The sequence below is a fragment of the Photobacterium sp. GJ3 genome (assembly GCF_018199995.1).
Lineage (GTDB): Bacteria > Pseudomonadota > Gammaproteobacteria > Enterobacterales > Vibrionaceae > Photobacterium.
In genome coordinates this window covers 1,516,336-1,541,013 of record NZ_CP073579.1, presented here as the reverse complement: position 1 = coordinate 1,541,013, position 24,678 = coordinate 1,516,336, and the positions used below count along the sequence as shown (strand labels likewise).

Genomic DNA, 24,678 nt, shown 5'->3' with positions numbered 1-24,678 from the left:
TTGTGCGTCTTGATAGTATACAGGCCAGTTTTTCGCGCATGATTTTATGGCTTCAGAGGCCTGCCTGTATGTCTGATCTGTCCTGTTTTTTTTCTGAGTATGTCACCCACGCACGTCTGACCCGGCATCGATTGATGTTACGAATTGAAAGTGATGCTGAACAGGCGAGGGAGGCTGTCCAGCCACTGCTTTCTCTGTACACGGCTTGTTTATGGCTTGGCGGTGATGCGCCTTCAGGGTTTCAGGCTGTGACGACCAGGCAAGCTCTCGGCTGGCTGGGTCAGGACTGCGAGGCACTGGTCGTTGATCTGCATGATGAGTTTTCTCTTGAGGCGCTGGCTGCAGTGGCCGGCACTGTTCGCGGTGGTGGCGTGCTGGTTTTCTTGCTGCCTGAAAGTTGCCCGCCAGCCTGGCAAACGCCCTTCATGCAGCATTTCTTTACTCAACTTCATCTGCCTGAAATTGTGCCACTTCGTTTTGACGCATCGGGCATAGCCATACTGCCCGTGCTGCCTGAACGCAATCAGCAATGTGATGATGCCGAATCCGCTGAACTTTGTTTTCCCGATGGCTGCCGCAGTGCAGAACAGTTTCAGGCGGTCGAGGCGATTCGACGTGTCGTGACCGGACACCGGCGTCGTCCTTTGGTGCTGACTGCCGATCGCGGGCGCGGAAAATCCTCAGCGCTTGGTATTGCCGCTGCCGGCCTGATGCTGGAAAAGCCACGGCAGATTGTTGTGACTGCACCCAGACAGCGACAAACACAAACGCTTTTCCAGCATGCTGCCTGTGTACTGGACAGGCCGTACCAAGGTGAAACAGCTCTGAATGCACACGGAAGCCAGCTTCAATTTATGGCGCCCGATCATCTGCTGGCTGAAGCACCGGCAGTGGATTTGCTGATTGTCGACGAAGCCGCAGCGATTCCCGCGCCATTGCTGCAACGCATGTTAGTGAAGTTTTCCCGGGTTGTGTTTGCCTCCACAGTTCATGGTTATGAAGGTACTGGCCGAGGTTTTGCTATCAAATTCAGGGCGGTATTGGATAAGGTCACACCGCAATGGCGTGCGATGACGCTGGCACAACCTATCCGGTGGGCGGATGGTGATCCCCTGGAAGCCTGGCTGTTTGATACGCTATTGCTGGATGCTGAACCCGCCTTGTTATCGCTGCCGGTTGATTCATCCTCGGTTGCGTATCAGCAGGTCGATTCGGCATGGCTGATGTCTCACCCGGCGCGGCTGAAACATTTATTTGGGCTTCTTGTACACGCGCATTATCAGACGTCCCCTTCTGATCTGAAACAGCTACTTGATGATCCCTTGGTCTCTGTGTTCGTTGCACTCAGCCATGATCAAATCATTGGCTGCGCACTCGTTTCAAAAGAAGGTGGTTTCCCAGCTCACTTGGCAGAAGCGATCGCTCACGGGCAACGCAGACCCAAAGGGCATTTACTCGCACAGTCCGTTGCCGCCCATTTAGGTATTGCTGAAGCGGCTCACCAACATTGCGCCCGAATTTTGCGGATTGCCGTTCATGATGATGTTCGGCGATCTGGGGTTGGCGCTGGCATGCTGCAATGCATTTTAAAATGGGCTCAGCACCATTCGCTGGATTACCTGGGGACCAGCTTCGCTGCGAGTGGTGAGTTACTGCCATTTTGGGAGAAGGCCGGATACACACCCATCCGATTGGGTGTGATGAAAGATGCCGCCAGTGGCTGCCACTCTTTGCTGATGGTATTACCGCTGTTGGCTGTGGCGAACAGATGGTTTCGCGAGGCACAGTTATCTTTTGCCATTAATTTTATGGCGCAAGCATGCGAGCAATTTCAACAATTGGATGTTGATGTCTTTCTGTCGCTTTATCGCCAGGCGCTCACTGACGTTTTTTTACCTCAGATACCAGCTTCAACTGAGGCACAGCTTCAGCGTTTCTCACATGGCGGGCTTGGATACGATTTGATTGTGGGCCAGCTAACACTGTGGTTGCAACACAGAATCAAAGCCGGGCAGTTTTCTTCAGATCAAGGGATGGATGTGCTTGTTGCTAAAGTGCTCCAACGTCGAAGTTGGGCTGATATTTCTGGGCAATTTGGTTTTACCGGACGGAAAAAAGCTGAGTTATTTTTAAGAAATTTTGTCGCCAATTCTTTTCCATTTTTGACTGATTAACCTCTATTTACAGTGTAAATCTGACGCAAGCATGATTTACACTGTAAATCAGTACCTTTCGTGATTTTCAAATTTCTGCTCAGTATTGGTGGATTCAATGAGCCACGATTACTCAGGCACTTTCGGGTAAGCGTCCACTTACATATCACGGTATTGAGTGGAAAAAAAATACAAGGTACAACCACAGAAACAGCAAAATTAGGCTAGAGTTATTTTACCTGAGCACGAGAAACATACTGAAGCTTGTCTGTCTTGGTGATTCACCTGCAAGCACAGAATAATAATGATGGTCGGCAGACCCGATGAAGCGCTAAGGGGTGGGATATGAGTTTCGTTAAGGTAGAAAGTAAAGCGATGCGAGCCTGGTCTGAATCTGGACTGCGGATTGCCAAACCGAATATGACATTTAGCCTTGTGTCGGGAGGACATGCGGCTCGTTTATTGAAGAAGGGACATGCGCGTCAAGAGTTGAACCCATCCGAAAGTTATCGTTTGGGGTTAAAAGTCCGGCTCAATAAACTCAGCAAAAATTGTATCTATTTTTCCGCGATGGTCCCGTTGGATCTGGCGGCATCGTATCAACTCCAGGTCCAGGGCCTGAGACTGTTGGAGGGTTATCTGACAGCTGAATCCTCTGGGGATAATGACGTTCATTTACCTTGTATTTACCAGTTTCATCCGGATGATTGGTTAACGGATGATGATTTAAACTGGTTAATTGTCGATTAATTTTGGGCACTACGCCTTCTGACAAGCGAGTAAGGTTGACCTTGCTCGCTTCTTTGTCTTTGTCTTTTCTGGGTTTGTGTGAAGTGTGACTTTCTTCTATGTCTACGGGATTGAAACTTCTGTAAGATTTCGTCCGATAAAGGTTATTGATAAGGAAGAAGGAGTCCTTCATGCTGGATTCATTGCTAACGCTGGAACCTGAAGGTGCTGGCCTTAGCTTAATTGTGAGAAAACCAGAGACGGGGGATTTACCCGAGCTGGATCAGACACTCATACAGGATTTATTAGCCCAGTCTCCCTATCATGATTTTCAGATCGATGACGATGCTGTTGAGCAGGTGATCCTGTTTCTCAGCCAACCAGAAATGACCGGTGAATCCGCATTCAGGATTGCTGAGCGGAAAGATGTGGCCGTTGAAATTGAGATTTCAGAAGACCACATGTTTGCTTTTGTAACGCTGACCGGGGCATTTGGTGGCGAGAAACTGTCGGCCCAGAATTTGATCTCAATTCTGAAGTCGCATGCGATTGTTCGTGGCGTCAGTAAAAAACGCTTGCAGTTCTTACTGCAAAAAAGCTGGGAACTTGCCCCTGGTGAAAGATTCTCATTGAAAATTGCAGCCGGACGGCCAGCAATCCATGGTTCTGATACACAGTTTGAAGCCCTCGTGCCGGACGCTTCAACACGTATTCTCGCTCCGCAAGACAGTGATCACGGTAAGGTGGATATGCGTAATCTGGGCAAACAGATTACGGTGTCTGCGGGACAACCGCTAATGCGCCGAACGCCACCCACACAAGGCCAGCCAGGTTATGATGTTCATGGCAAAGCGGTTCCACCGGTGGCAGGAAAAGCAATCTCCTTTGATGTTGGTATCGGGACTCGTGTGGCAGAGGATGACGAGCACCTGTTGATCGCAACCAGAGACGGCATGCCCCGGCATGGCACGTCCGGCATGGCTGTTGATGAAGTGATGACGCTGAATGGTGTCGACGTCACAACAGGCCATATTGATTTCAACGGCGCCGTGTTGGTGTACGGTGATGTCAGCCCCGGGATGAAAATTCAGGCTGCCGGAAATATTACAATCACAGGGGTTGTTGAACTTGCCGAACTGAGTGCAGGCGGGGATATCACAGTCGCGAGTGGCGTCATTGGCCGGATGCAGGATGGAAAGCCGGTATATTGCACGTTAGCTGCTCAGGGAAAAGTGGCAGCGAGATTTGCTCAATATGCTCACATCAGTTCAGGCGGTGACACCGAGTTACATCTTCATCTCGCACACAGTTGGGTGCAGGCAAAAGGTGAGGTTCGTGTGATTGATATTGCACAACGGCATGGCAGTATTACGGGCGGACGCATTGAAGCGGATGGTGGCGTTCATGCCTGCGTACTGGGTGCAGAGGCTGGCGTTGAAACCCAAATTCATTTAATGGGACAGTTCCAGGCTTTAAAAGCACAGATTGATGAAACTCGAATTGAGATGAGAGCGCAGGAAGAACGCTTGCATCAGCTGGTTGTTTTGCAGATGAAGATGTCAAAACTGCCGAAGGAGAAGCGTTCACCGGAATATATGGCCAAGCTGGAAACCGGTAAAGCGCAATTCATGGCAACGCTCGCTGAGATGAAAGCACTTCAGCAGATGCTGCAAGCGCAATATCAGCAACAAATGGAAAATGCCCGTGTTGAAGTGAGTGGCTTGATTCACCCTGGTGTGCATGTTCGGATTGAAGAAAAAGAATTTGTGATCGAACATGAAATCAGATCCAGCGTGATTTGTTTGAGGGACCATCAATTCGTTTGCCAACCGCTACACATGAAACACAGCTAAAGTCTGGATTGGATTTACAGTGTAAATTTTAGTGCAATCGACCGCAGGTTAGAATCAGAGCGTTATTTACACTGTAAATTTCAAAGTATTGGCGAAGTTAATTTGATTCTTTAAAGTCTTCTTTATCTAAACCGTGTTTTTTCATCTTGTCGTAGAGCGTCTTTCTCGCAATGCCCAGTTCGGATTGTACGTCCTTGAGTCGCCCATTGTGGCGACGTAAAGCATCACTGAGGAGTGTGAATTCAAACTGAGTGACCTTATCGACCAGAGTCAAAGGTGGGCTGTCGATTTCAAGCGTCTGACTTTCATCAAAATGATTACCCAGAAGAACGATCCGTTCTGCCAGGTTCCGGAGTTCTCTGACGTTCCCCGGCCAGCGGTGTTCGACGAGTCGCTGTTCCTGTTCAACACTGAGCACCGGCGCTTCGAGGTTATATCGCGAGGCTGCGGTCCGGATAAAATTCTGAAACAGGAGGGGGATGTCGTCTTGGCGCTCGCGAAGCGGAGGTATCTCAAGCACGGCTCCCTCGAACATAGACATCAACGCAGGTAAAAGTTGCTGAGACGCCAGAAGATGGTGCAACGGATGCTGACTACTGGCAATCAGTCGGACTTGATGGCTCGGTTCGGTGTTTTCAGATTGTGATTGCAACAGCGTTACGAGCACCTGTTGGGTTTGAGGCGGTAGCAACTCAATATTTTCAATGTAGAGACTGCTGCCCTGTGCAGCATGCCATTTTCCTTCTGGCCCCTGAAGCAGCAATTCTGCTTGCTGATCATTCAGTTCCTGAGTTTGAATCGTCATCATGGCCTGGTGCTGGCGTTGACTATGTTCGTGGAGAAATGTTGCCATCATGCGTTTCCCGGAGCCCTCTTCACCCTGAAGAAACACAGCCTGAGGTAATTCCTTCAGATGGTAGAGGCGATGGCGTAATTGCTTCACTGCCAGTGTATTGCCGAGTATCCGCGGTCCCGGATGACTCTGGGATGCCAGTTCTCGCTTGAGCTCTCTGTTTTCTAAAATCAGATCCCGTTTATCGCAAGCGCGTTTGACGACATCCAGTAAATATTCAGTTGAGAACGGTTTCTCCAGAAAATCGTAGGCCCCTAATCGCATGGCATCAACTGCGGTTGAAATGTCACCGTGTCCGGTCAGCATGATAACGGGCAGTTCATGATCAATCTGAAGGGCATGTTTGAGGAACGTCATGCCATCCATACCCGGCATATTCATGTCGGTAATAATCACCCCCGGAAATTGGGGATCAAATGCATCCAGTGCCTGGCGTGCACTGTGAAACAATTGAACCTGATAGTCTTCAAGCATCAGGGTTTGCCCTAAAGAGTCACGGATGGCTTTATCATCATCGATAAAGATGACTGGTTGTTTCATTGGGGGTCCTCTTCGGCAAGGGGTAAGCTGATTTGAAATTCGGCGCCACCGTCAGCGTGGTCGTGAACGGTCAAACTGCCAGAAAATAAATCCAGTATCCGGCGGCAGATCGTCAGCCCTAATCCCAGTCCGTCATGTTTGGTGCTAAAAAATGGGGTAAAGATACGTTGTTTCTGCGTGTTATCCAGTCCGGGGCCACGATCCCAGAGGGTGAGAATACACCGCTGACGGCCAGCTTTCAGAGTGATACCAATTTGTTTTTGGCTGACCGAGTCCTGAGCCTGAATCGCATTCTGTAATAAGTTAATGACGACCTGCTCAAATTGCACTGCATCGATTTTGATGTTGATGGATTCATCCAGGTCCAGATGCAACTCGATGCGATGTTTGGTCAGGGGCGCGTGCATCAGTTCGAGCGCATTTCGGATGGATTGGGCCGCATGAATCTGGCTGTTTTGCTGAAGTCCTTTGCGGGCAAACACTTTGAACCGGGCAATGATATCTGAAACTCGCTGGTTGAGCTGGACTAACTGCGCCAGATTGTCTGCGACTGCGGGGTAGTTCTCTCTTGCCAGAAGTTTGATACTGTTTTCGCTGTAGGTGCGCATGGCTGCCAGAGGCTGATTAATTTCATGATTGATACTCGCAGATAATTCTCCGAGCATGGCGACTTTCGCCGTTTGAATCAATTCGGTTCGAGTCTCTTTCAGTTCAGCCTGAGTCAGTTCATATTGCTCAATGGCATGCCAGAGTTGCTTGTTTGCCTGATGAAGATGGTCCGTCCGTTCCGCGACTTGCTGCTCAAGCGTACTGTTCAGATCGGCTAAGGCTGCCTTCGCACTCACGGTTTGCCACCAGTAATTCATCACCAGAATCAGCAGAATGTAAAAGGCGATAAATAGTAAAACACTTTCGAAGACCGGACTCAGAATCTGATGTGTTGGTGTGAAGCCGTAAATGACCCATCCCGCAGTGTTCATATCATGATGGGCATGGAGGAAAGTGTGAATGCGTTGCTCCGCCGGGATCAGAATGTCAGCTTGCGTCTGGCCATTGAGTACCTGAAGGCTGGGTAATTCGGTTAAAGGCGTCAGTGTGGGCGTGCCGTATTGCCGGCTTTCAACCACCTGAGTTCGTTGTGCTTCCGTTAAAGGCACCAGACTGTGATAAATCCAGCTGTCGATTGAACTGTAGAAAATCACCCCGCGTGGGTCGCTGATCACATACTCAAACTCCTGGTACTGCCAGATTTCATCGACAAGATTCAAATCAATTTTGATGACGATGACACCGCTCACTTGATTCTGCTGATCAAAAACCGGCGCAGAAAAAAAATAGCCACGCTTCCCTGAACTAATCCCCAGTGCAAAAAACTGCCCCAATCCACCTTTCATCGCATCTTTAAAATAGGGCCGATAGGCGTAATTGAATCCAACAAAACTATCTTGTTGATGCCAGTTGCTGGCAGCCAGTGTCTCCCCGTGTTTATCTAAGAGGTAGATCGTATCTGCGCTGAGCGTTTTTGCCCAGTAAGCCAGCAACAAATTCGTTTGCAGCAGCTTGGCGTTTCGTTCACTCGATGGCGCGAAGGCCGCATTGAGTGAATCAAGCAGTCTGGGATCATGGGCCAGCAGCTGTGGTAACTGTTGGTAGCGTCTGAGTCGCTGATCTAATTTCTCACCTAAAGCCGTGATGTCGTCTTTGATTTGATTCGACAGCGCGATCGTAAAATGCTGCTTCGTCAGAAATGCAATGAATATCGACAGGAGGATCCCAAGGCCAGTGATCAGCGCAAGTTTTTTTCTTTTGAGCACAATGGATGTTCTGCATACAAAGAGGGGTTCAAACAAATTATCATTTTTTCGTGGGTGTGGCTAAATGAGTGTGTGTCAGTCAGTTACCGCAGCAAAGGGAAGGAGAGGAGAGAGGTTCGAGGACGCATGCCCTTTTGTCCCGACATTGAAAAACGAGTCACGCCTCGCTGAGTTGTTGTGAGGATTTGCTTGTTTTTGTAAACGCTTAGATGGACAATTCAGCCGTCACTTATCATTGATTCGATGGCGATACCGGGGCGGTAAGCTGTCGTAACAGTAAACGGAGAATACAATGGAGTTGTCTGATATTCGTCGCGAATATACCCGGGGTGGTTTACGCCGCAAAGATTTGCCTCAGGAACCAATCGAGTTGTTTAATCACTGGTTACAGCAAGCGATTGAAGCTGGACTGACTGATCCGACAGCAATGACGGTCGCGACGGTTGATGCAACCGGGCAACCATTCCAGCGTATTGTTTTGTTGAAGCATTTCGATCAGCAGGGGTTTGTGTTTTACACTAACCTGAGTAGTCGTAAGGCGGCTCAATTAGCTGAGAATGGGAAGATTAGCTTACATTTTCCATGGCATCCGCTTGAGCGTCAGGTACACGTTACTGGTATTGCGGAAAAGCTATCCACACTTGAAGTCATGAAATACTTCTCATCTCGTCCGAAGGAAAGTCAGATTGCAGCTTGGGCGAGTAAGCAAAGTTCTAGGCTGACGGCTCGCCAGGCTCTGGAAGGAAAGTTCATGGAGCTGAAACAGAAGTTCTCTGCAGGCGAAGTGCCATTCCCAACGTTTTGGGGTGGCTATCGTGTCAGGATGAAGTCTGTGGAATTCTGGCAGGGCGGAGAGCATCGCCTGCATGATCGCTTTTTGTATGAGCGGGATGGCGACAGCTGGCAGATTGATCGTCTTGCTCCTTAATTTTGTGTTCTTGAAATCAACAGGCCACCCTTGGGTGGCCTGTTGTTTATGAGATTTCCGTCTGTGTTTACTCTTTCAAGATGATTGAAAGTTGATGCGTGAGCATACTTTCCGGAATGTGCGAACCGAAACCCAAATCGAGGGCTAAATCGATTAACTCATTCTTGGAGTTTGCATTAAATTTTTCACGCAGTCGGATGACATAGTTTTCAATCGTTTTCACTGAAACATTAAGCACTTTGGCAATGTATTGCGGTTTTTTTCCATACAGCAATAAAAACAGGACTTCAGATTCTCTGGTATTGAGCTGAACCTGTTGTCGATGCAAATCCAGACTGAAAGAAGTTTGTTGCTGGTTGTTCAAACCGGCTGCCCGACAAATCCAATGACCAACTTCGAGTATGGCCGTATCTTTCAACTCAATCCCTGAAAAGATGGTACCAACGACTTCATTTTCTTCACTCCGCCATGGCATTTTCGTGAATAAATGTGCACGCCAGTTGCCATCCGAATAAGGATGGATATCCAGAACACGCATACGTTTTTCACTATTCATGACCTGATGGTCTTGATCTCTGAAGGATTCGGCACATTCAATCGTTGGGCTGGGCATATCAAAATCGGTACGGCCCACACAATCTAAGTGATGCTCGACACCAATGATTTTTCCATATTCCTCATTGGCATAGACAAAAATTGAGTCCGTATCTTTACAACCCCAACAGCCAGGAAGTTGATTGAACATATGCAATAAATTGGGATCAAGTGTATCTTTCACGCTTTAGCCAGATTTTATTATTTTGATGGGCGGGATAACACTGAGTTTAATGGATGCATCGAATGTTACAATACAAGGGTGCCGAAAACTTAGACGAGATAGAAATAAAATAGAAAAAAAGCCGGCCAAAATGGCCGGCAAAGACAAGAGTTTGACTCCTAAGAGTACAATCCTGTACGACGTGTAGAAGAGGTATCCAATCAAGTTCATGACTTTGATATGAGGGTATATATCAAAGAACCTCATTGGCATGTATCCAAATCTGGATACTGCAGACAGCCGAAGAGAGGGTTTTCTTCAATTGCCTACAGGACTAACTATAGTGAAGGAGAGTCTTTCACATAAGGGGGGAAATCACCTATTGACAATTCCACGGAAGTATGGACTGGATGTGGAATACGGTGTTTTATATGCGATGCAGTGCTATTAAACAATGCGATAAGAGCCTCTAAGATAATAAAAAATCGACCTGAGGTCGATTTTTTTATGCAATTTTTTTAAATGGTTTGATCCGCGTATGGCGATTACTCGAATATCCAGTAAAAGGAATAGCCAGCCAACAAGGCTGGGAGGCTTGAATAGAAGGTCGCCACTAATGCTGCTTTGGGGGCAAGAGCAATGGCTGGAAAGAGAGCATCGCCATCATTGCTGATTGCATTTCCCAGTTGCGCTGACTGTGGAATTGCACCTTGCAGGAACAAGGATGTCACCAGAATTTGCGGACCACAGCCCGGGATGAGCCCGATCAGGACGCCAAGTAAGGGCATCAGAATTCCCCAGCCAGCGAAGATATGCTGAAGATCCCATTGCGTGAGCGTCATGATGAATTCGAAACAAAGAAACGCACTAATCACCCAAGTCGTGACAAAGTTGGTGTCTTGCGCGACACGCTGAAACAACGTTGTGGTTTCGGGTTTCGGATCTTCAGAAACGACATCCTGATAGCCCTGAACGTCGCGACTGAATGACCATAAAGTCATGGCCAGGAGTGCCAGTCCTGCGCCCAGAACAGCAGTGGTGTGTTCTGGCAGATGAAAAAATACATCAGTATCAACTTGTAAAGAACCGAGCACAGCAAACACGACGCTGGGAATCAACAGCCATTGCCAGAACATCCCTTGCCATCGTACGGCTTTATTGTGCTGGCTGCTTGTCGGCTGACAGCAAGATGATTCAGTCTCCTGAGTCACAGTGGGTCGCATAAAATCGGCGCCATGAATCGTATCTACCAGCCAGCCGGAAATTAATCCGACAAAAAAGCCAATCGATACAATCAATAAGCCGGTTGCCGGTTTGGCTGCCAGCAAGAGAAAAGCGGCATCTCCCATAGTCGCGGTGAGGACAGCCACTACAGAACCGAAACTGAGCTGGCCGCGGACAAACTGAGTCATCACAATGATGGCTCCGCCACAACCAGGTAAAGCCCCCATGGCAGCAGAAAAAACAACCTGAAAGCGACGGCTGTGCTGAAGCTGAGTTCGGAGCAGGCCGTGCTGGTTCATTCGGGCTGAAATGACATGGTAGATTGTCAGCGTCGCCGCGACATAAGCGGCAACCTGCCAGAAAGCATCTGCCAGAACGTTGACGGTGATTTCCCGGGAGATAGGTGTTGCGAGCAATACCAGCAGCAGCACCGGAAACAGAAAACGTTTATTGGCGAGTCGCCAGCGCTTTCCGAGTTGGTGGACGGGCAGCGATCGAATCAGTGTGACCATAACGGGGCTCAACTCATCGTAAATAAGAACTATTCCTATTTAATCCAAGTTGAGAGTGATTATCAATTCAATTTTTTGGATCCGAGTGACAAATCAGATTATTTTCAGTGTTTTCAGCAGGGTTAAACCCAAACTACAGGTCAGCATGGATCCCAGGGTTGTCATCGCAATGATATTGGCCGCCAGACTCGCGTTTGCGCCCATGGCGCGTGCCATGACATAACTGGCCGCTGCGGTGGGAGCTGCACTCATCAGAAAAATGATCCCAAGGGTGTGATCGCGGAAACCATATAAGTAGCCTGCGATCGTGATCAAAACCGGAGCGATGATCAAGCGCGCGCAAGTGGACAGGTTTGCATGTGAAGATTCCTGACGTAACTGCCGGAAATCCAGACTGGCCCCCGTACACAGCAGCGCCAGTGGCAAAGTCATGTCTGCAAAGTAACGGCCGGATTGCATCAGGACATCTGGCAGTCTGATCTCAAGGAAAGTAAACGGGAGTGCGCTACAGATACTGAGGATCAAAGGATTGGTTAAAATTGCTTTCAGTACGTAACGATGATCAAGGGATGCGGATGCTGCATTTGAACGACTGAGTGTAATGACAGCCAGGATGTTGTAGAGCACCGTAATGACGGCGACATAAAGTGCACCAACAACGATGCCCGCATTGCCGTAGGCATTGGCGACATAAGCCAAACCAATAATCCCTGTATTAGCCCGAAATGCGCCTTGCACAACCACGCCACGTTCTGATGAAACCTTGATCATTCTTCCCGCAAGAAACTCAAACAGAAGAAACACGGCAATGTTAGCAATGGCAGCAAAGATGAAAAGTTCACCACTGCCAAGTTGATGGATGTCAGCATCCACCAGATTCAGGAACAGCAATGTGGGCAGGGTGACCGTAAACACCAGCCTGGAGCCAGACTGAGTAAAGGCATCATTAATAATTCCCCATTTTTTCAATGCGATACCCAGAGCCAGCATGATGAAAATTGGCCCGGTTACGGTAAATGAGAAAGCAAGCTGCGTCAGAAATTCACCCATTGTGCATCCTTTATCAATAGGGGGGAGAAGCAGGTAAGAAACCTGCAATACCGGAAGGTTTTGTTTTACCACAAAGTTTGTTGATCAACAGTAACGAACCGATTGAGATGGTATTTTTTTCATTTCTTTCATATCGAAGCTGCTGAAGACCACTCGGTGAGGTTGGTTTTTGCACTATCACCTTGTTTTATCAACGGAAAGATGATCAAGCTTGAATAAATAACGGCGAGTGTCATTTGAACTGGAAAGATGATCAAGTAAGATCCTATGGAAAGATCCGGGATGAGCGCGCTGGCCGGGTTGGATCGGAACAGAAGCATGATCAAGGTCAAGCGGGACAACATCGGGTTGGATCCCCGCCACCTCTTGTGATCGACAACTTTGCTGATGGAAGAATGATCAAGTGATCCTTTTTAACTAATTGATTTTATTAGATCAATGATGTGATCCGTATTGAGGTACCCAAGAGCAGCTGGATGTAGAAACGACAGAAAGTCGCACAGATGTTCTGCCTGAAAATTCATCGGCTTAAAATTGAAATGACAGCGGCCGTAAAAAGTTTAGGCTTGATCACGCTTCCGTTGCTTGGTGATCTAAATTTTGCGGCTGTATCAGGAAAGATGATCAAGGTCGCTGGCATGCGCTGCGCAGCCCTTTTCATTGCTGGCGTGGATCGATTATGATGCGGGCTGGATTGAGATCTGGCAGCGAAGCCAGGATGCTGTCAACGCAGGAAGAACGGATGAAGGATATGACCCCTCTGCCAGGATTCAGACCTGCGGAGATTATGAAATTACCGGAACATATGGATCACCATAACCATGGTTATAACCAGGTGGTGATTGCGCTGTCCGGCCAGACTGAATTCGAGATTGAAGGCTACGGCAGTCTGGTTTGCTCTGGTCAGGGCTGTCTGGTGACGGCAGATTCAGACCATGGCTTTTCCGGCATCGGCCAAAATGAAATTCTGGTGCTGAATGTCCCGACGATCGGCGACACGGTCCAGGATTATGCGGTTGATCGGATGCACCAATTGTTTGATCGTTCTGCTTATTTTCATCTCGATAATCAGGCGCAGACCCTGATCCGGGCTTTAACCGCAGAAATGCAGGCACATCCGGATGACTTGCTGTTGAGTAAAGCCTGTACCGATACGCTGATGTGCGTTCTTCAACGGCATTTTAAACCGCTGGCCTCTGAACGGTATCTGCCAAGACTGAATATGGATGTCATTGATCATTACATTCAGCAGCATCTTTCACGGAAGATCGCCGTGGCTCAATTGGCTGGGCTGGTATTTCTTGGGGAAAGCCAGTTTCATGTAGTCTTCAAAGAGCAAACCGGGGTTACGCCGCATCAGTATGTGCTGCAAAAGCGCTTGGAGTTCGCCCGGCAGCTGATGGAAGAGCCTAAGTTGAGCCTGGCGCAGATTGCGCAATCTTCCGGGTTTGCGAACCAGAGCAACTTCACGCAGGCTTTCACACGTCATTTCGGGGTTTCCCCCGCCAAATTCCGCCGTCAGTGGCTTTAGTGGTCTCGGGTGAGGTTCTGTCACCCGGCCATTCTTCATCGTGAGTTCGTCTTCCCCCGGCAATCGTCATATTTGTGAAAATCTTTTTCTTATTATTTTCGATCTGTTAAGCAAGGTATCCCTTTGGGACTTTCAGTTGCTGTTTCTTACAGCAATTAAGAGCGAAATCAGTATTTTTTGCTAATTACTTCTGTCTAATTTTGTTATAAAGCGGACTTTTTCGATAAATGATCGGAGTTTTTGGTAAGACGCAGAGAAGTGTTCGAAATAAAATCCCCCGCTAAAGTAACACTGGTGTAACATTTACCTGAATCCCACGACAAACGGTGTTGATGGTTATTTAGGTCCACTATATTGAGGGAATGACTATGTTCAATGCGGCAGATGCTCTTCAGCCATCTTTGATTGAGCAACCTTTAGATGCACTTTGGCAGCAGATTTCACCACTTTATTCGGTTGATGAATCTGCCTGGCTGGAACAGCTGTTGCCTTTGGCTGAGCCTTCTGAACAAGAGCGCCAGTACACGAAGGAAAAAGCCACCAGCCTGATTGAGCAAGTGCGTGCTGACCGCAGTGCTATCCAGATGATTGACGCCCTGTTGCTGGAATACAGTCTGGATACCAAAGAAGGCATTCTCCTGATGTGTCTGGCTGAAGCGTTGATGCGTATTCCGGATACAGCCACCGCAGATGCACTGATCCGCGACAAACTGAGTGTGGCGGACTGGAAATCTCATCTTAAAAACTCCGATTCTCTGTTTGTGAATGCGTCGACCTGGGGGCTGATGCTGACCGGTAAAGTGATCAGCATGGACGAGAAGGAAGATGGCAGCCCTGCACGCGCGATTAACCGCCTGACCAACAAAATGTCTGAGCCAGTCATTCGTAAAGCGATGCATCAGGCGATGAAAATTATGGGTCACCAGTTTGTTCTGGGACGCACCATTGGCGAAGCCATGAAAAATGGCCAGACTAAACGCGACAAGGGGTTCACATACTCGTTTGACATGCTGGGTGAAGCCGCGCTGACACAGGACGATGCAAAGAAATACTTCAATGATTACATTGAAGCGATTGAAGCGGTCGGACTGGATAATAAAAAGCATTCCAAATCACCTTGCCCGACGGTCTCGATTAAGCTTTCTGCCTTGCATCCGCGTTATGACGTGTCCAATGAAAGCCGGGTGATGAGCGAAATGTACGAAACCGTACTGGCGCTGCTCAAGCGTGCCCGTGCGCTGAATGTCGGCATCACCATTGATGCGGAAGAAGCCGATCGTCTGGAACTGTCGCTGAAACTGTTTGAAAAACTCTATCGCTCTGAAGCGGTGAAAGGCTGGGGCCGTTTTGGTCTGGTGGTTCAGGCTTACTCCAAGCGTGCGCTGCCGGTGCTGACCTGGCTGGCTGCCCTGAGTAAAGACCAGGGCGATGTGATCCCGTTGCGTCTGGTGAAAGGGGCGTACTGGGATACCGAACTGAAACTCTGCCAGCAAAGCGGTTATGAGGGATATCCGGTATTTACCCGCAAAGAAGCAACGGATACTTCTTACCTGGCCTGTGCCCGATTCCTGTTGTCTTCACATGTTCGCGGCCTGATTTTCCCGCAGTTTGCGAGCCACAACGCCCACACAGTGACTGCGATCCTGGCGATGGCCAAGCATCGTGATTTCGAATTCCAGCGCCTGCATGGCATGGGTGATGCGCTGTACAACCACGTGATGGACATCTATGGCGTGAACGTGCGTATTTACGCACCAGTGGGCAGCCATAAAGATCTGCTGCCGTATCTGGTTCGCCGTCTGCTTGAAAACGGTGCCAACAGCTCTTTCGTTCATCGTCTGGTGGATGCCCGTTGCCCAATCTCTGATCTGATCCAGCATCCGGTTGATGTGCTGCGTTCCCGTCCAACGCTGCATAACCATCTGATCCCGCTGCCAAAAGATATTTTTGGGGCCGATCGGAAAAACTCTGCAGGCATTAATATTGAGATCGAGTCGGCATGGCAACCTTTCCATGAATCAGTTGCTGCTTTCAGCGAGCATCACTGGAAAGCGGGTCCGATTGTGAATGGCAAAATTCATGACGGTGAAATCTATCAGGTCACAGCGCCGTATGACCGCCGTGAGACCGTCGGTGAAGTGGCATTTGCGAATCGGGAACTGGTGGCAACAGCCATTGATGTTGCGGCTGAAGCTTATCCGGCATGGTCGGCGACACCTGCTGCGGAACGTGGTGCTTGTCTGCAGCGTCTGGCCGATTTGCTGGAAGCTCATACCGGTGAGCTGGTTGCATTGTGTCACCGTGAAGCGGGTAAAACGATTCAGGACGGCATTGATGAAATCCGCGAAGCTGTGGACTTCCTGCGCTTCTATTCGCACCAGGCTGCGACTGAATTTGCCGGTGAGACGCCTGTCGTGGGTTTCGATGGCAAAGAACGCCTGTTGTCTTATCAGGGACGTGGTGTATTCGCCTGCATAAGCCCGTGGAACTTCCCGTTGGCGATTTTCTTAGGTCAGGTTTCAGCTGCGCTGGCTGCGGGGAACACCGTGGTGTGTAAACCGGCTGAGCAGACGTCTGTGATTGCATTCCGTGCTATCGAAATGATGCTGGAAGCGGGCGTTCCTGCCGGTGTGATTCAGTTTGTGCCGGGCCGTGGTGCTGAGGTGGGTTCTGTCCTGACTTCTGATGTCCGGATTGCTGGTGTGGCCTTTACCGGTTCGACCGAGACGGCACAGCGCATCAATCGTACCTTGGCAGCGCGCGACTGTGATCCCGTGCCTTTCATTGCAGAAACCGGTGGCCAGAATGCCATGATCGTTGACAGCACGGCATTGCCAGAACAAGTGGTGCGTGATGTGGTGCGTTCTGCATTTGCTTCTGCCGGTCAGCGTTGTTCTGCGCTGCGGGTGCTGTTTGTCCAGGAAGACGTAGCGGATCGCATTATCGCGCTGATCAAAGGGGCGATGGCAGAGCTGTCTGTCGGCCGTCCGGAGCTGCACAGTACCGATGTGGGCCCTGTGATTGACAAGACGGCGAAGCAAAAACTGCTGACGCACATTGGTGCCCTGAAAAATCAGGCCAAGATGGTGGCGCAGGCTGCTCTGAGTCCGGATTGTACGCACGGTGATTTTGTGCTGCCAACGGCGTTTGAAATTCGCGGTATCAATCTCCTGCAAAATGAAAACTTCGGTCCGATTCTGCATATCGTTCGCTTTAAAGCGAATGAGCTGGATCAGGTGATTGATCAGATTAACCAGACTGGTTTCGGCCTGACCATGGGTGTACACAGCCGTAACGAGCGGACTTACAGCCACATTGAGCGTCGTGCCCGGGTGGGGAACTGCTATATCAACCGTGATCAGGTGGGTGCTGTGGTTGGGGTTCAGCCGTTTGGCGGCCAAGGCCTGTCCGGTACCGGCCCGAAAGCGGGTGGTCCACACTATCTGTATCGTTTCACGAAAGATGTTTTCTCTGCGTAATGGCTGCAGGAATTGGAAAGGATTAAAAGATGACAACACGTATTCAAGCAATCGTCGATCAAAGTAATGCAGCCTGGGAACACTGGAATGGTCTGGGCTATGAAAAGCGGATCACCCAGCTGACTCAGTGGAGCAGCAAGCAGGATGCTGATGTTGCCGCGATGGTGGCGTTTCAGTGCCGCAATGCAAATGAACATGTGGCTGAAGCCGAGTTGATGCCGGGCCCAACGGGTGAAACCAATGAACTTTATTGCGCGGGTCGCGGTCTGTTTGTGGTGTCGGCAGATGCGGACGCCCCTCTGGTGGCTGTGGCCGGTCAACTGACGGCCGCGTTAGTGACCGGAAATACGGTGCTGTTGTGCCTGCCGGAAGGCTTTGCAAAATCGGCACAGCAAATCGTGACGGAGCTGGAACAGGCGGAACTGCCAAAGGGCGTCGTGCTGGCGGCTGATGCGAAAGATTTTGAGGACATCGTACGTCATGCCGCAGTTGCGGGTGTGGTGTATGCCGGAAACCGCGAAGCAGCATTGAAGCTGTCTCGCGACTTGGCGGCCCGTGACGGGCTGCTTGGGCAATTGATTGCAGAGTCTGACTTCGTGTCTTACCCTGTGATTGGCAGCCCGACTTATTCGCTGCGCTTCGTAACGGAAAGAACGCGAACGATCAATATTACTGCGGTAGGTGGCAATGCCTCTCTGCTGGAATTGGGGAGCGGCGAAGAAGCACATTAATGCTGCATTCGACTGTTACCAGTGACTCGTGACCTGAACCGTCGGTCTCTGATCGGCGGTTTTTTTCAAAAAGGATAAGTGGGATCGAACATCCCCGACAGGTACGTTGTCCGTGGTGGAGCAGTCATGCTGCAGCAGATGCTGTTAAGGATCAGCACCATTCAATAAGTTCTTGCTGTGACAAGAGCGACAAAAACGAGGGAACTCAATCATGATAGAAAATAGCTTTGCTATCACAGGTACGTTTATCGTGTATCTGATTGCGATGCTCGCAATCGGCTACTATGCCTATAAGCGAACTGCAAACTCATCCGATTACTTTCTGGGCGGGCGTTCATTAGGTCCGTGGCCTGCGGCACTGTCTGCCGGCGCTTCCGATATGAGTGGCTGGCTGCTGCTGGGTCTGCCGGGCTACGCTTATGCAGCCGGGATGGAATCTATCTGGCTGGCTGGCGGTCTGCTGTTAGGGACCTGGCTGAACTGGCTGATTTGTGCCAAACGTCTGCGGACTTACACCATTACCGCAGATAACGCGATTACGATTCCTGAATATCTGTCTAACCGTTTCCAGGATAAGTCGAAGCTGATCCAGACCATCTCAGCATTTTTCATTCTGCTGTTCTTCCTTTTCTACACCAGTTCTGGTCTGGTCGCCGGCGGTAAGTTGTTCGAAACTGTCTTCGGTCTGGATTATCAACTTGCTGTTGTGATTGGTACCCTTTGTGTCGTTTCTTACACTCTGTTTGGTGGGTTCCTTGCGGTGTCCTGGACAGATTTGGTTCAGGGGCTGCTGATGGCAGCTGCGCTGCTGGTCGTTCCGATTGCAGCAATGCAGGGCGGATTCGGTGATCTGGCGGCTTCTCTGGAAGCGAAAAACCCGGAACTGATGACCATTTTCAATGATGTGAAAGGCCAGCCTCTGACCTTCATCAGCATTGTTTCCCTGGCCGCTTGGGGTCTGGGTTACTTTGGTCAGCCGCACATTCTGGCACGTTTCAATGCCACCCGTTCCAATAAAGATATTGGCACCGCACGCCGTATCGCTGTTGTCTGGTCTGCGTTATCTATGTTTGGTGCGATTATGGTCGGTCTGGTCGGTATTCTGTATGCCGATAACCAACTGGCGGGTGAGCTGGCGGATGGTGAGAGAATCTTCATGCTGCTGGTCAATGCGATTTTCCACCCGGTTATTGCGGGGATTTTGCTGGCTGCTATTTTGGCTGCGATTATGAGTACCGCGGATTCTCAGCTGCTGGTTTCTTCTTCAGCGCTGGCGGAAGACTTCTATAAGCAAGTCATCCGTAAAGATGCATCCACTGAAGAAATCGTGATGGTGGGTCGTGTCGCGGTTATTGTGCTGTCTCTGATTGCACTGATGCTGGCGATGAACCCGGACAGCACGGTTCTGGGTCTGGTGTCTTATGCCTGGGCTGGTTTTGGTGCGGCATTTGGTCCGGCACTGCTGCTGAGTCTGTACTGGCGTGACATGAACCGTCATGGTGCTCTGGCGGGTATTGTTGTGGGTGCCCTGACTGTTGTGATCTGGAAACAGCTGACTGGCGGTATCTTCGATATGTACGAAATCGTTCCTGGATTTATCTTTGCAACCATTGCCATTGTGGGGTCAGCAAAGCAACGGGTGGCGCGCCTGCTGTCCTGCACACGCAATTCGATACGTTTGAGAAGAATCTGAAAGCATTCGATTAAAATATCGAATAACACAATGAAGCATAGGATGCGCAGCTCTGGCTGCGCATTTTTTATGCCTTGGATTCAATGGCGGTCAGTTGCGCATATAACGCATCGCAGCTGGCTTTCAGGGCCTTCAGGGATGCCAGAGGCATATCAACCTGACACAACAGCGAGGCAGGCACCTGAGCGGCTTGCACCTGAAGTGCTTCCCCTGCATCTGTCAGACTGATCTCCCGGATTCTCTCATCCGTTTCACTGCGTCGCCGTCTGACCAGCCCTTTACTTTCCAATCGCTTCAGCAGCGGTGTCAGTGTCCCAGAATCAAGGTGCACTTTTTCGCCCAGTGCTTTCACGCTGAGGCATTCTTTTTCCCACATCACCAGCATGACCAGATATTGTGAGTAAGTCAGATTCAGCGCATCCAGCAACGGCCGATAAGCCCGGATCATCGCATTGGACGCGCTGTATAAGGAAAAACAGACCATATCATCCAAGGTCACTTGGGCAGGGATTTGCGTGGCATTGGCCATGGCTTATCTCCGGTATGAGTTGGGTTCAATTAAATTGTGCACAATATACTTGCGTTGGATCTGAAAATCGATCTAAGATTGCGTGAAATTTAATTGTGTACAATCTAATTGTTCGAGGTGAATCTAATGAAAACAATTTATACAACTTCCGCGAAAGCAAGCGCTGGTCGCAATGGTCAGGTAAAAAGTGATGATGGTCTGCTGGATGTTTCTCTGAGCTACCCGAAAGCACTGGGCGGTACCGGAGAGGCAACGAATCCAGAGCAGTTGTTCGCAGCGGGGTACTCCGCCTGTTTCTCCAATGCCGTGCTGCATATTGCCAGCCTTCAGAAGCTGGGCTTACGTGAAGCACCGACAGAAGCTCAGGTGCGGTTGCTGGCGAAAGAAGATGGTGGCTTTGCATTAGCGGCTGAGCTGTCGGTTGAACTGGCGATGGACAATGACGCTGCCATTGAATTGGTGAAGGCAGCGCACCAGGTTTGCCCATACTCAAATGCCATCCGGGGCAATGTGGCCGTCAGCCTGAGTGTGAATGGCATTCAGTTGGCTTAAGTTGCACGGAAAGGAATTTCTCTGTCCCGGTTGTCGCAAAACCCTTGCGGAAACCGGGATTGTTGCCTGGTTTTTGCATGCTGATCTGACCAGCTTCAAATTCATAAGAAATTTCACTTTAGATTTTGCTCAAAATGCCGTTATTAAAAGGAATAAAAATTTGTTTTAAGAGGGGTTATGTCACAACTCGGTTTAGGCATTTGCCTTGGCATTGTACTGCTGATTGTGGCGGTTTCCCGGTATTTTGCTCTGATGAAAGAACTCCGCGAGGCTGCCAGAGAGCAGGCGCGCAGGGATGAAAAGTACCGTCAGGTATTAGAGCAGGCAAAAGCTGTTGAGCACGAAGAAAAAGTCAGAAAGGCTCAGTCAGGTCATATTCCCAGCATTCTGTCACTCGCGAAGGAAAATGAAATTGGCAATCTCCGTGAAGCATTAAGCTGGTACCAGAAAGCCGCTCAGCTCGGGAATGAAATTGGTCAGAACGCGCTGGCCCGATTGTCTCGCCAGGATGTTGATGATCCGCATGGCGAGGCAAAATCGCGTTACTGGGAGTGTAAAGTCAAAGCGAATCACAACGATCTGGAAGCTTTATTTGAAATTGGTCGTTATGAAATTCGTGGTTTTGGCACAGCAATCAATGCTGCATCTGGTGTGGGTCATCTCATCAAAGCGGCAGAGATGGAATATGTTCCGGCTCAGATTTTTCTGGGGGACTGGTATGTGGTGGAGTCCAACCCATCGCCTTCTCCGCGCCGGGCATTTTTCTGGCGTTTAAAATCTGCCGTGAATCAGGATCCGCTGGGCTGTATTAAAGTCGCATACTGTTATCAGACCGGCATTGGTGTGGCAAAAGATCGCCGCCGTGCCATTTACTGGCTGGAAAAAGCAACAGAACTGGGCAATGTTGAAGCGCAGTATCTGGCGGGCAAGATGCACCTGAATCAGGATCAGCCAATCGCCAACGTGACGGATGCCGCAGTCGCTTATATCTGGTTCTCGGTAGCTTTTGCTTCGGGTTATCTGGATGCGAAAAAAGAGCGGGATATGGCGGTTCAGCATGTCGGGATTGAATCGATTCTGAATGTGCAGAAAGTGGCGAAGCAGATTTATAAACTGGTGCATAATCCGCCTGTTCCGACACATGCCATTATGGATTTGCTGGATAAAGTGTACGATCGCCAGAAATACCGTCCGTCAGATGCAGAGATGGATTCAGCACTGGGACGGGTTCATGAAGATATTGATGACAGTGAGTATCAGGTTGTGCCTTCAGACGGGGACAGTCAAGATACACCTGCACCGCATTCGGGGCAGGACTGGAGTACCGGGATGGTGACTGCAGAACCCATATCTTCCTGATGGTTCCATGTTCTAGCAGCCGTGCCAAGGTGTTGTCTTAGTTGATGGACACCAAAGCGCGGCTGTTTGTTTTTTGTTACATTATACTTATCAATAAACTGACAGTGTGCAGCAGGCTGTTCGTAAGGGGTATGAATGTCGACGATTTTCCCTTCCTGGTTGGGCGGTTACGAGCTCAATAAAAAAGTCTCCAATCCGAATATTATTGTCGGGGACTTTACCTATTATTCCGGTTACTACCACGAGAAAGATTTTGAAGATTGCTGTGTCAGATACCTGCTGGGCGATCATTCAACCAAAGCCGTCTGGGAATCCGGGATTTTTGGTGAGGTTGATAAACTCGTCATCGGAAAGTTTTGTTCCATTGCTTCAGGTGCGGTGTTTATGCTCGCGGGCAATCAGGGCCACCGGCATGACTGGATCTCTTCCTATCCGTTTGATGTCAGCGAATTTGGCAACAAAGTGAAACCGGGGTTTGAGCGGGTCGGGGATACTGTGATTGGCAATGATGTCTGGCTGGGCAGTGAGTGTGTCATCATGCCGGGAGTACAGATAGCTGACGGTGCTGTCATTGGCGCCAGAGCAGTCGTCACCAAAGATGTGCCACCGTACAGCATTGTGGTAGGAAATCCGGGACGGGTGGTGAAAACCCGGTTCAGTGAGGCGCAGGTTGCCAAACTGCTGGAGATGAAATGGTGGGACTGGTCGTTATCCACGCTGAAGGACAACATGGATCTGATGTGCAGCCAGGACATCGATGCGCTGTATGAGCGTTACCTCAAATTTTCTGACTGATTTTCTCTTCTGCCGGCACATCCGCTGCCGGTTTCTGACTGGCGTTCATCTCAGCACTTTGTTGATGCTTTGCTCAATATTTTTTGATGTATTGCAATCAAGTTTGAAATTTTTACATTTAAATTGAGTGTTGAGTTGAATTATTCAAAAAAAATTGAGTAATATGGGCGAAGCACAAGATGCTTTGAACCTGTTGCTCCACATCATTTCTTAGCATCTGTGCTCGACAACGCCTGTTGTCAGGGGGCACGCAGTGCCAAATCAGCCGACAATCATCTGGTGGAAACCCATGAGTCATTCTTTAGTACTAGTGATCAATTCCGGAAGCTCCTCGCTAAAATTTGCCCTGATCGATGCCGTGAGCGGCGATGCCCGACTGACCGGGCTGGGTGAGTGCTTCGGACTGAGCGACGCATCTGTCAGTTGGAAATATGAAGGCGAAAAAGCAAGCTGTGCACTGGACGCAACAGGTAATCATCATCAGCAGGCCATTGAACGTTTGGTCACCCTGCTGGAGGAGTTAGGACTGAAACAGGACATCATCGCGATCGGCCATCGGGTGGTTCACGGCGGTGAGCGTTTCAGCCAGACGGTCAAAATTGACGCCCATGTTCTGAATGAAATTGATGCACTGAGTGAACTCGCACCGCTGCATAATCCGGCGCATGTGATTGGCATTCGGGCGGCCATGCAAGCCTTCCCTTACCTGCCGCAATATGCAGTATTCGATACTGCTTTCCACCAGACCATGCCCGCCAAAGCCTACCATTATGCGCTGCCACAAAAGCTGTATCAGGACTACGGCATCCGTCGCTACGGTTTCCATGGCACCAGCCATTACTTTGTGAGTCAGGAAGCAGCGAAACAGCTGGGTAAATCCGCGGATGCAACCAACGTGATCACCGTGCACCTGGGCAATGGCGCATCCATCTGTGCCGTTCGCGAAGGCAAAAGCGTGGATACCAGCATGGGTTTCACCCCAACAGCTGGCCTGATGATGGGCACACGCTGTGGCGATCTGGACCCGGGTATCATTGATTTTCTGATGAGTAAAGGCTGGAATCAGGCGGATCTGCAGCAGGCACTGAATAAAGAAGCGGGTTTCCTGGGGGTCTCCGGCCTGACCAGCGATTGCCGTGGCATTGTTGAAGCCATGGAGCAGGGCCATGAAGGCGCGAAACTGGCGTTCGAAATCTTTACCTACCGCGTCGCGAAATACATCGCATCTTACATGGTCTCGCTGGACGAGCTGGATGCCATCGTATTCACCGGCGGTATCGGTGAGAACTCCCTGCCGGTTCGCAGCGCAGTGCTGAAGCACCTTAAGATCTTCGGTTACCGCGAAGATACTGCAGCGAATGAAAAAGCCCGCTTCGGCGAGAAAGGGATCATTACCAAACCGAACACGCCGATTGCGATGGTGATCCCAACCAATGAAGAGTGGGTGATCGCCAAAGAATCGATGGCGCTATTGCACGCATAACCTCCTTCCCCCTTTCAGATATAAAACGGCCCCGGGTTTGACTCAGGGCCGTTTTTTTATGCTTGTTTTTTAGACAGCCTGTCACATTTACTTACAACGATTGTCGCCTTAAT

Annotated in this window: 17 protein-coding genes and 1 pseudogene; 12 read left to right on the top strand and 6 right to left on the bottom strand. The window is 49.7% G+C overall.

Translation table 11 applies throughout. The annotated features are described in order from the left end of the window. Nucleotides 1–68: 68 nt before the first annotated feature. The 3 genes from KDD30_RS23650 (at nucleotide 69) to KDD30_RS23640 (ending at nucleotide 4,735) form a co-directional block, all read left to right on the top strand. Nucleotides 69–2,174 carry a tRNA(Met) cytidine acetyltransferase TmcA gene (locus KDD30_RS23650; RefSeq protein WP_211651002.1) on the top strand — a complete coding sequence of 702 codons (2,106 nt, stop codon included), beginning with the start codon at nucleotides 69–71 and terminating at the stop codon, nucleotides 2,172–2,174. 324 nt (nucleotides 2,175–2,498) lie between these two features. Then, nucleotides 2,499–2,903: a hypothetical protein gene (locus tag KDD30_RS23645; RefSeq protein ID WP_211651001.1), complete on the top strand. Its 405-nt coding sequence runs from the start codon at nucleotides 2,499–2,501 to the stop codon at nucleotides 2,901–2,903. A 170-nt stretch (nucleotides 2,904–3,073) separates the two neighbouring features. After that, nucleotides 3,074–4,735 (top strand): DUF342 domain-containing protein, encoded by a 1,662-nt coding sequence (locus KDD30_RS23640; RefSeq protein ID WP_211651000.1) that lies wholly within the window; start codon nucleotides 3,074–3,076, stop codon nucleotides 4,733–4,735. A 97-nt stretch (nucleotides 4,736–4,832) separates the two neighbouring features. On the opposite strand, the gene KDD30_RS23635 is transcribed toward KDD30_RS23640, so the two are convergent. Both KDD30_RS23635 and KDD30_RS23630 read right to left on the bottom strand, forming a co-directional pair. Beyond that, nucleotides 4,833–6,128, bottom strand: a complete 1,296-nt coding sequence (locus tag KDD30_RS23635; RefSeq protein ID WP_211650999.1) for a sigma-54 dependent transcriptional regulator — start codon at nucleotides 6,126–6,128, stop codon at nucleotides 4,833–4,835. Then, the gene (locus KDD30_RS23630; RefSeq protein ID WP_211650998.1) at nucleotides 6,125–7,942 is read right to left on the bottom strand and encodes an ATP-binding protein; all 1,818 of its coding nucleotides are present in this window, start codon (nucleotides 7,940–7,942) and stop codon (nucleotides 6,125–6,127) included. The genes KDD30_RS23635 and KDD30_RS23630 overlap by 4 nt, the downstream gene beginning before the upstream one ends. A gap of 292 nt (nucleotides 7,943–8,234) precedes the next feature. Between KDD30_RS23630 and pdxH the strand changes: the two genes are divergently transcribed. Beyond that, nucleotides 8,235–8,870, top strand: a complete 636-nt coding sequence (gene pdxH, locus KDD30_RS23625; protein ID WP_211650997.1) for a pyridoxamine 5'-phosphate oxidase — start codon at nucleotides 8,235–8,237, stop codon at nucleotides 8,868–8,870. A 67-nt stretch (nucleotides 8,871–8,937) separates the two neighbouring features. On the opposite strand, the gene KDD30_RS23620 is transcribed toward pdxH, so the two are convergent. From KDD30_RS23620 to KDD30_RS23610, 3 genes are all read right to left on the bottom strand, one after another. After that, nucleotides 8,938–9,615, bottom strand: coding sequence for a PAS domain-containing protein (locus KDD30_RS23620; RefSeq protein ID WP_211651954.1), 678 nt, complete (start codon nucleotides 9,613–9,615; stop codon nucleotides 8,938–8,940). Nucleotides 9,616–10,172: 557 nt separating this feature from the next. After that, nucleotides 10,173–11,363 (bottom strand): putative manganese transporter, encoded by a 1,191-nt coding sequence (locus KDD30_RS23615; RefSeq protein ID WP_211650996.1) that lies wholly within the window; start codon nucleotides 11,361–11,363, stop codon nucleotides 10,173–10,175. 93 nt (nucleotides 11,364–11,456) lie between these two features. Then, nucleotides 11,457–12,413, bottom strand: coding sequence for an AEC family transporter (locus tag KDD30_RS23610; protein ID WP_211650995.1), 957 nt, complete (start codon nucleotides 12,411–12,413; stop codon nucleotides 11,457–11,459). A gap of 742 nt (nucleotides 12,414–13,155) precedes the next feature. Between KDD30_RS23610 and KDD30_RS23605 the strand changes: the two genes are divergently transcribed. From KDD30_RS23605 to putP, 4 genes and pseudogenes are all read left to right on the top strand, one after another. After that, nucleotides 13,156–13,944, top strand: coding sequence for an AraC family transcriptional regulator (locus tag KDD30_RS23605; RefSeq protein WP_211650994.1), 789 nt, complete (start codon nucleotides 13,156–13,158; stop codon nucleotides 13,942–13,944). Between the two features lie 368 nt (nucleotides 13,945–14,312). Beyond that, the gene (putA, locus tag KDD30_RS23600; protein WP_211650993.1) at nucleotides 14,313–17,423 is read left to right on the top strand and encodes a bifunctional proline dehydrogenase/L-glutamate gamma-semialdehyde dehydrogenase PutA; all 3,111 of its coding nucleotides are present in this window, start codon (nucleotides 14,313–14,315) and stop codon (nucleotides 17,421–17,423) included. Between the two features lie 29 nt (nucleotides 17,424–17,452). Then, on the top strand, nucleotides 17,453–18,154 hold the full coding sequence (locus KDD30_RS23595; RefSeq protein WP_211650992.1) for an aldehyde dehydrogenase family protein: 702 nt from the start codon (nucleotides 17,453–17,455) through the stop codon (nucleotides 18,152–18,154). Between the two features lie 211 nt (nucleotides 18,155–18,365). After that, nucleotides 18,366–19,861, top strand: a pseudogene (gene putP / locus KDD30_RS23590) (sodium/proline symporter PutP). A gap of 53 nt (nucleotides 19,862–19,914) precedes the next feature. Here the strand turns inward: putP and KDD30_RS23585 are convergent. Then, on the bottom strand, nucleotides 19,915–20,376 hold the full coding sequence (locus tag KDD30_RS23585; protein WP_211650990.1) for a MarR family winged helix-turn-helix transcriptional regulator: 462 nt from the start codon (nucleotides 20,374–20,376) through the stop codon (nucleotides 19,915–19,917). A 126-nt stretch (nucleotides 20,377–20,502) separates the two neighbouring features. Here KDD30_RS23585 and KDD30_RS23580 point away from each other — a divergent pair, with 126 nt between their 5' ends. From KDD30_RS23580 to KDD30_RS23565, 4 genes are all read left to right on the top strand, one after another. Continuing rightward, entirely contained in the window at nucleotides 20,503–20,928 is a 426-nt protein-coding gene (locus KDD30_RS23580) for an organic hydroperoxide resistance protein (protein WP_211650989.1), read from the top strand. 177 nt (nucleotides 20,929–21,105) lie between these two features. Next, nucleotides 21,106–22,287, top strand: coding sequence for a tetratricopeptide repeat protein (locus KDD30_RS23575; RefSeq protein ID WP_211650988.1), 1,182 nt, complete (start codon nucleotides 21,106–21,108; stop codon nucleotides 22,285–22,287). Between the two features lie 135 nt (nucleotides 22,288–22,422). Next, a complete protein-coding gene (locus KDD30_RS23570) occupies nucleotides 22,423–23,082 on the top strand; it encodes a CatB-related O-acetyltransferase (RefSeq protein WP_211650987.1) in 660 nt (219 codons plus the stop codon). 289 nt (nucleotides 23,083–23,371) lie between these two features. Next, nucleotides 23,372–24,565 (top strand): acetate/propionate family kinase, encoded by a 1,194-nt coding sequence (locus KDD30_RS23565; protein ID WP_211650986.1) that lies wholly within the window; start codon nucleotides 23,372–23,374, stop codon nucleotides 24,563–24,565. Nucleotides 24,566–24,678: the final 113 nt, after the last annotated feature.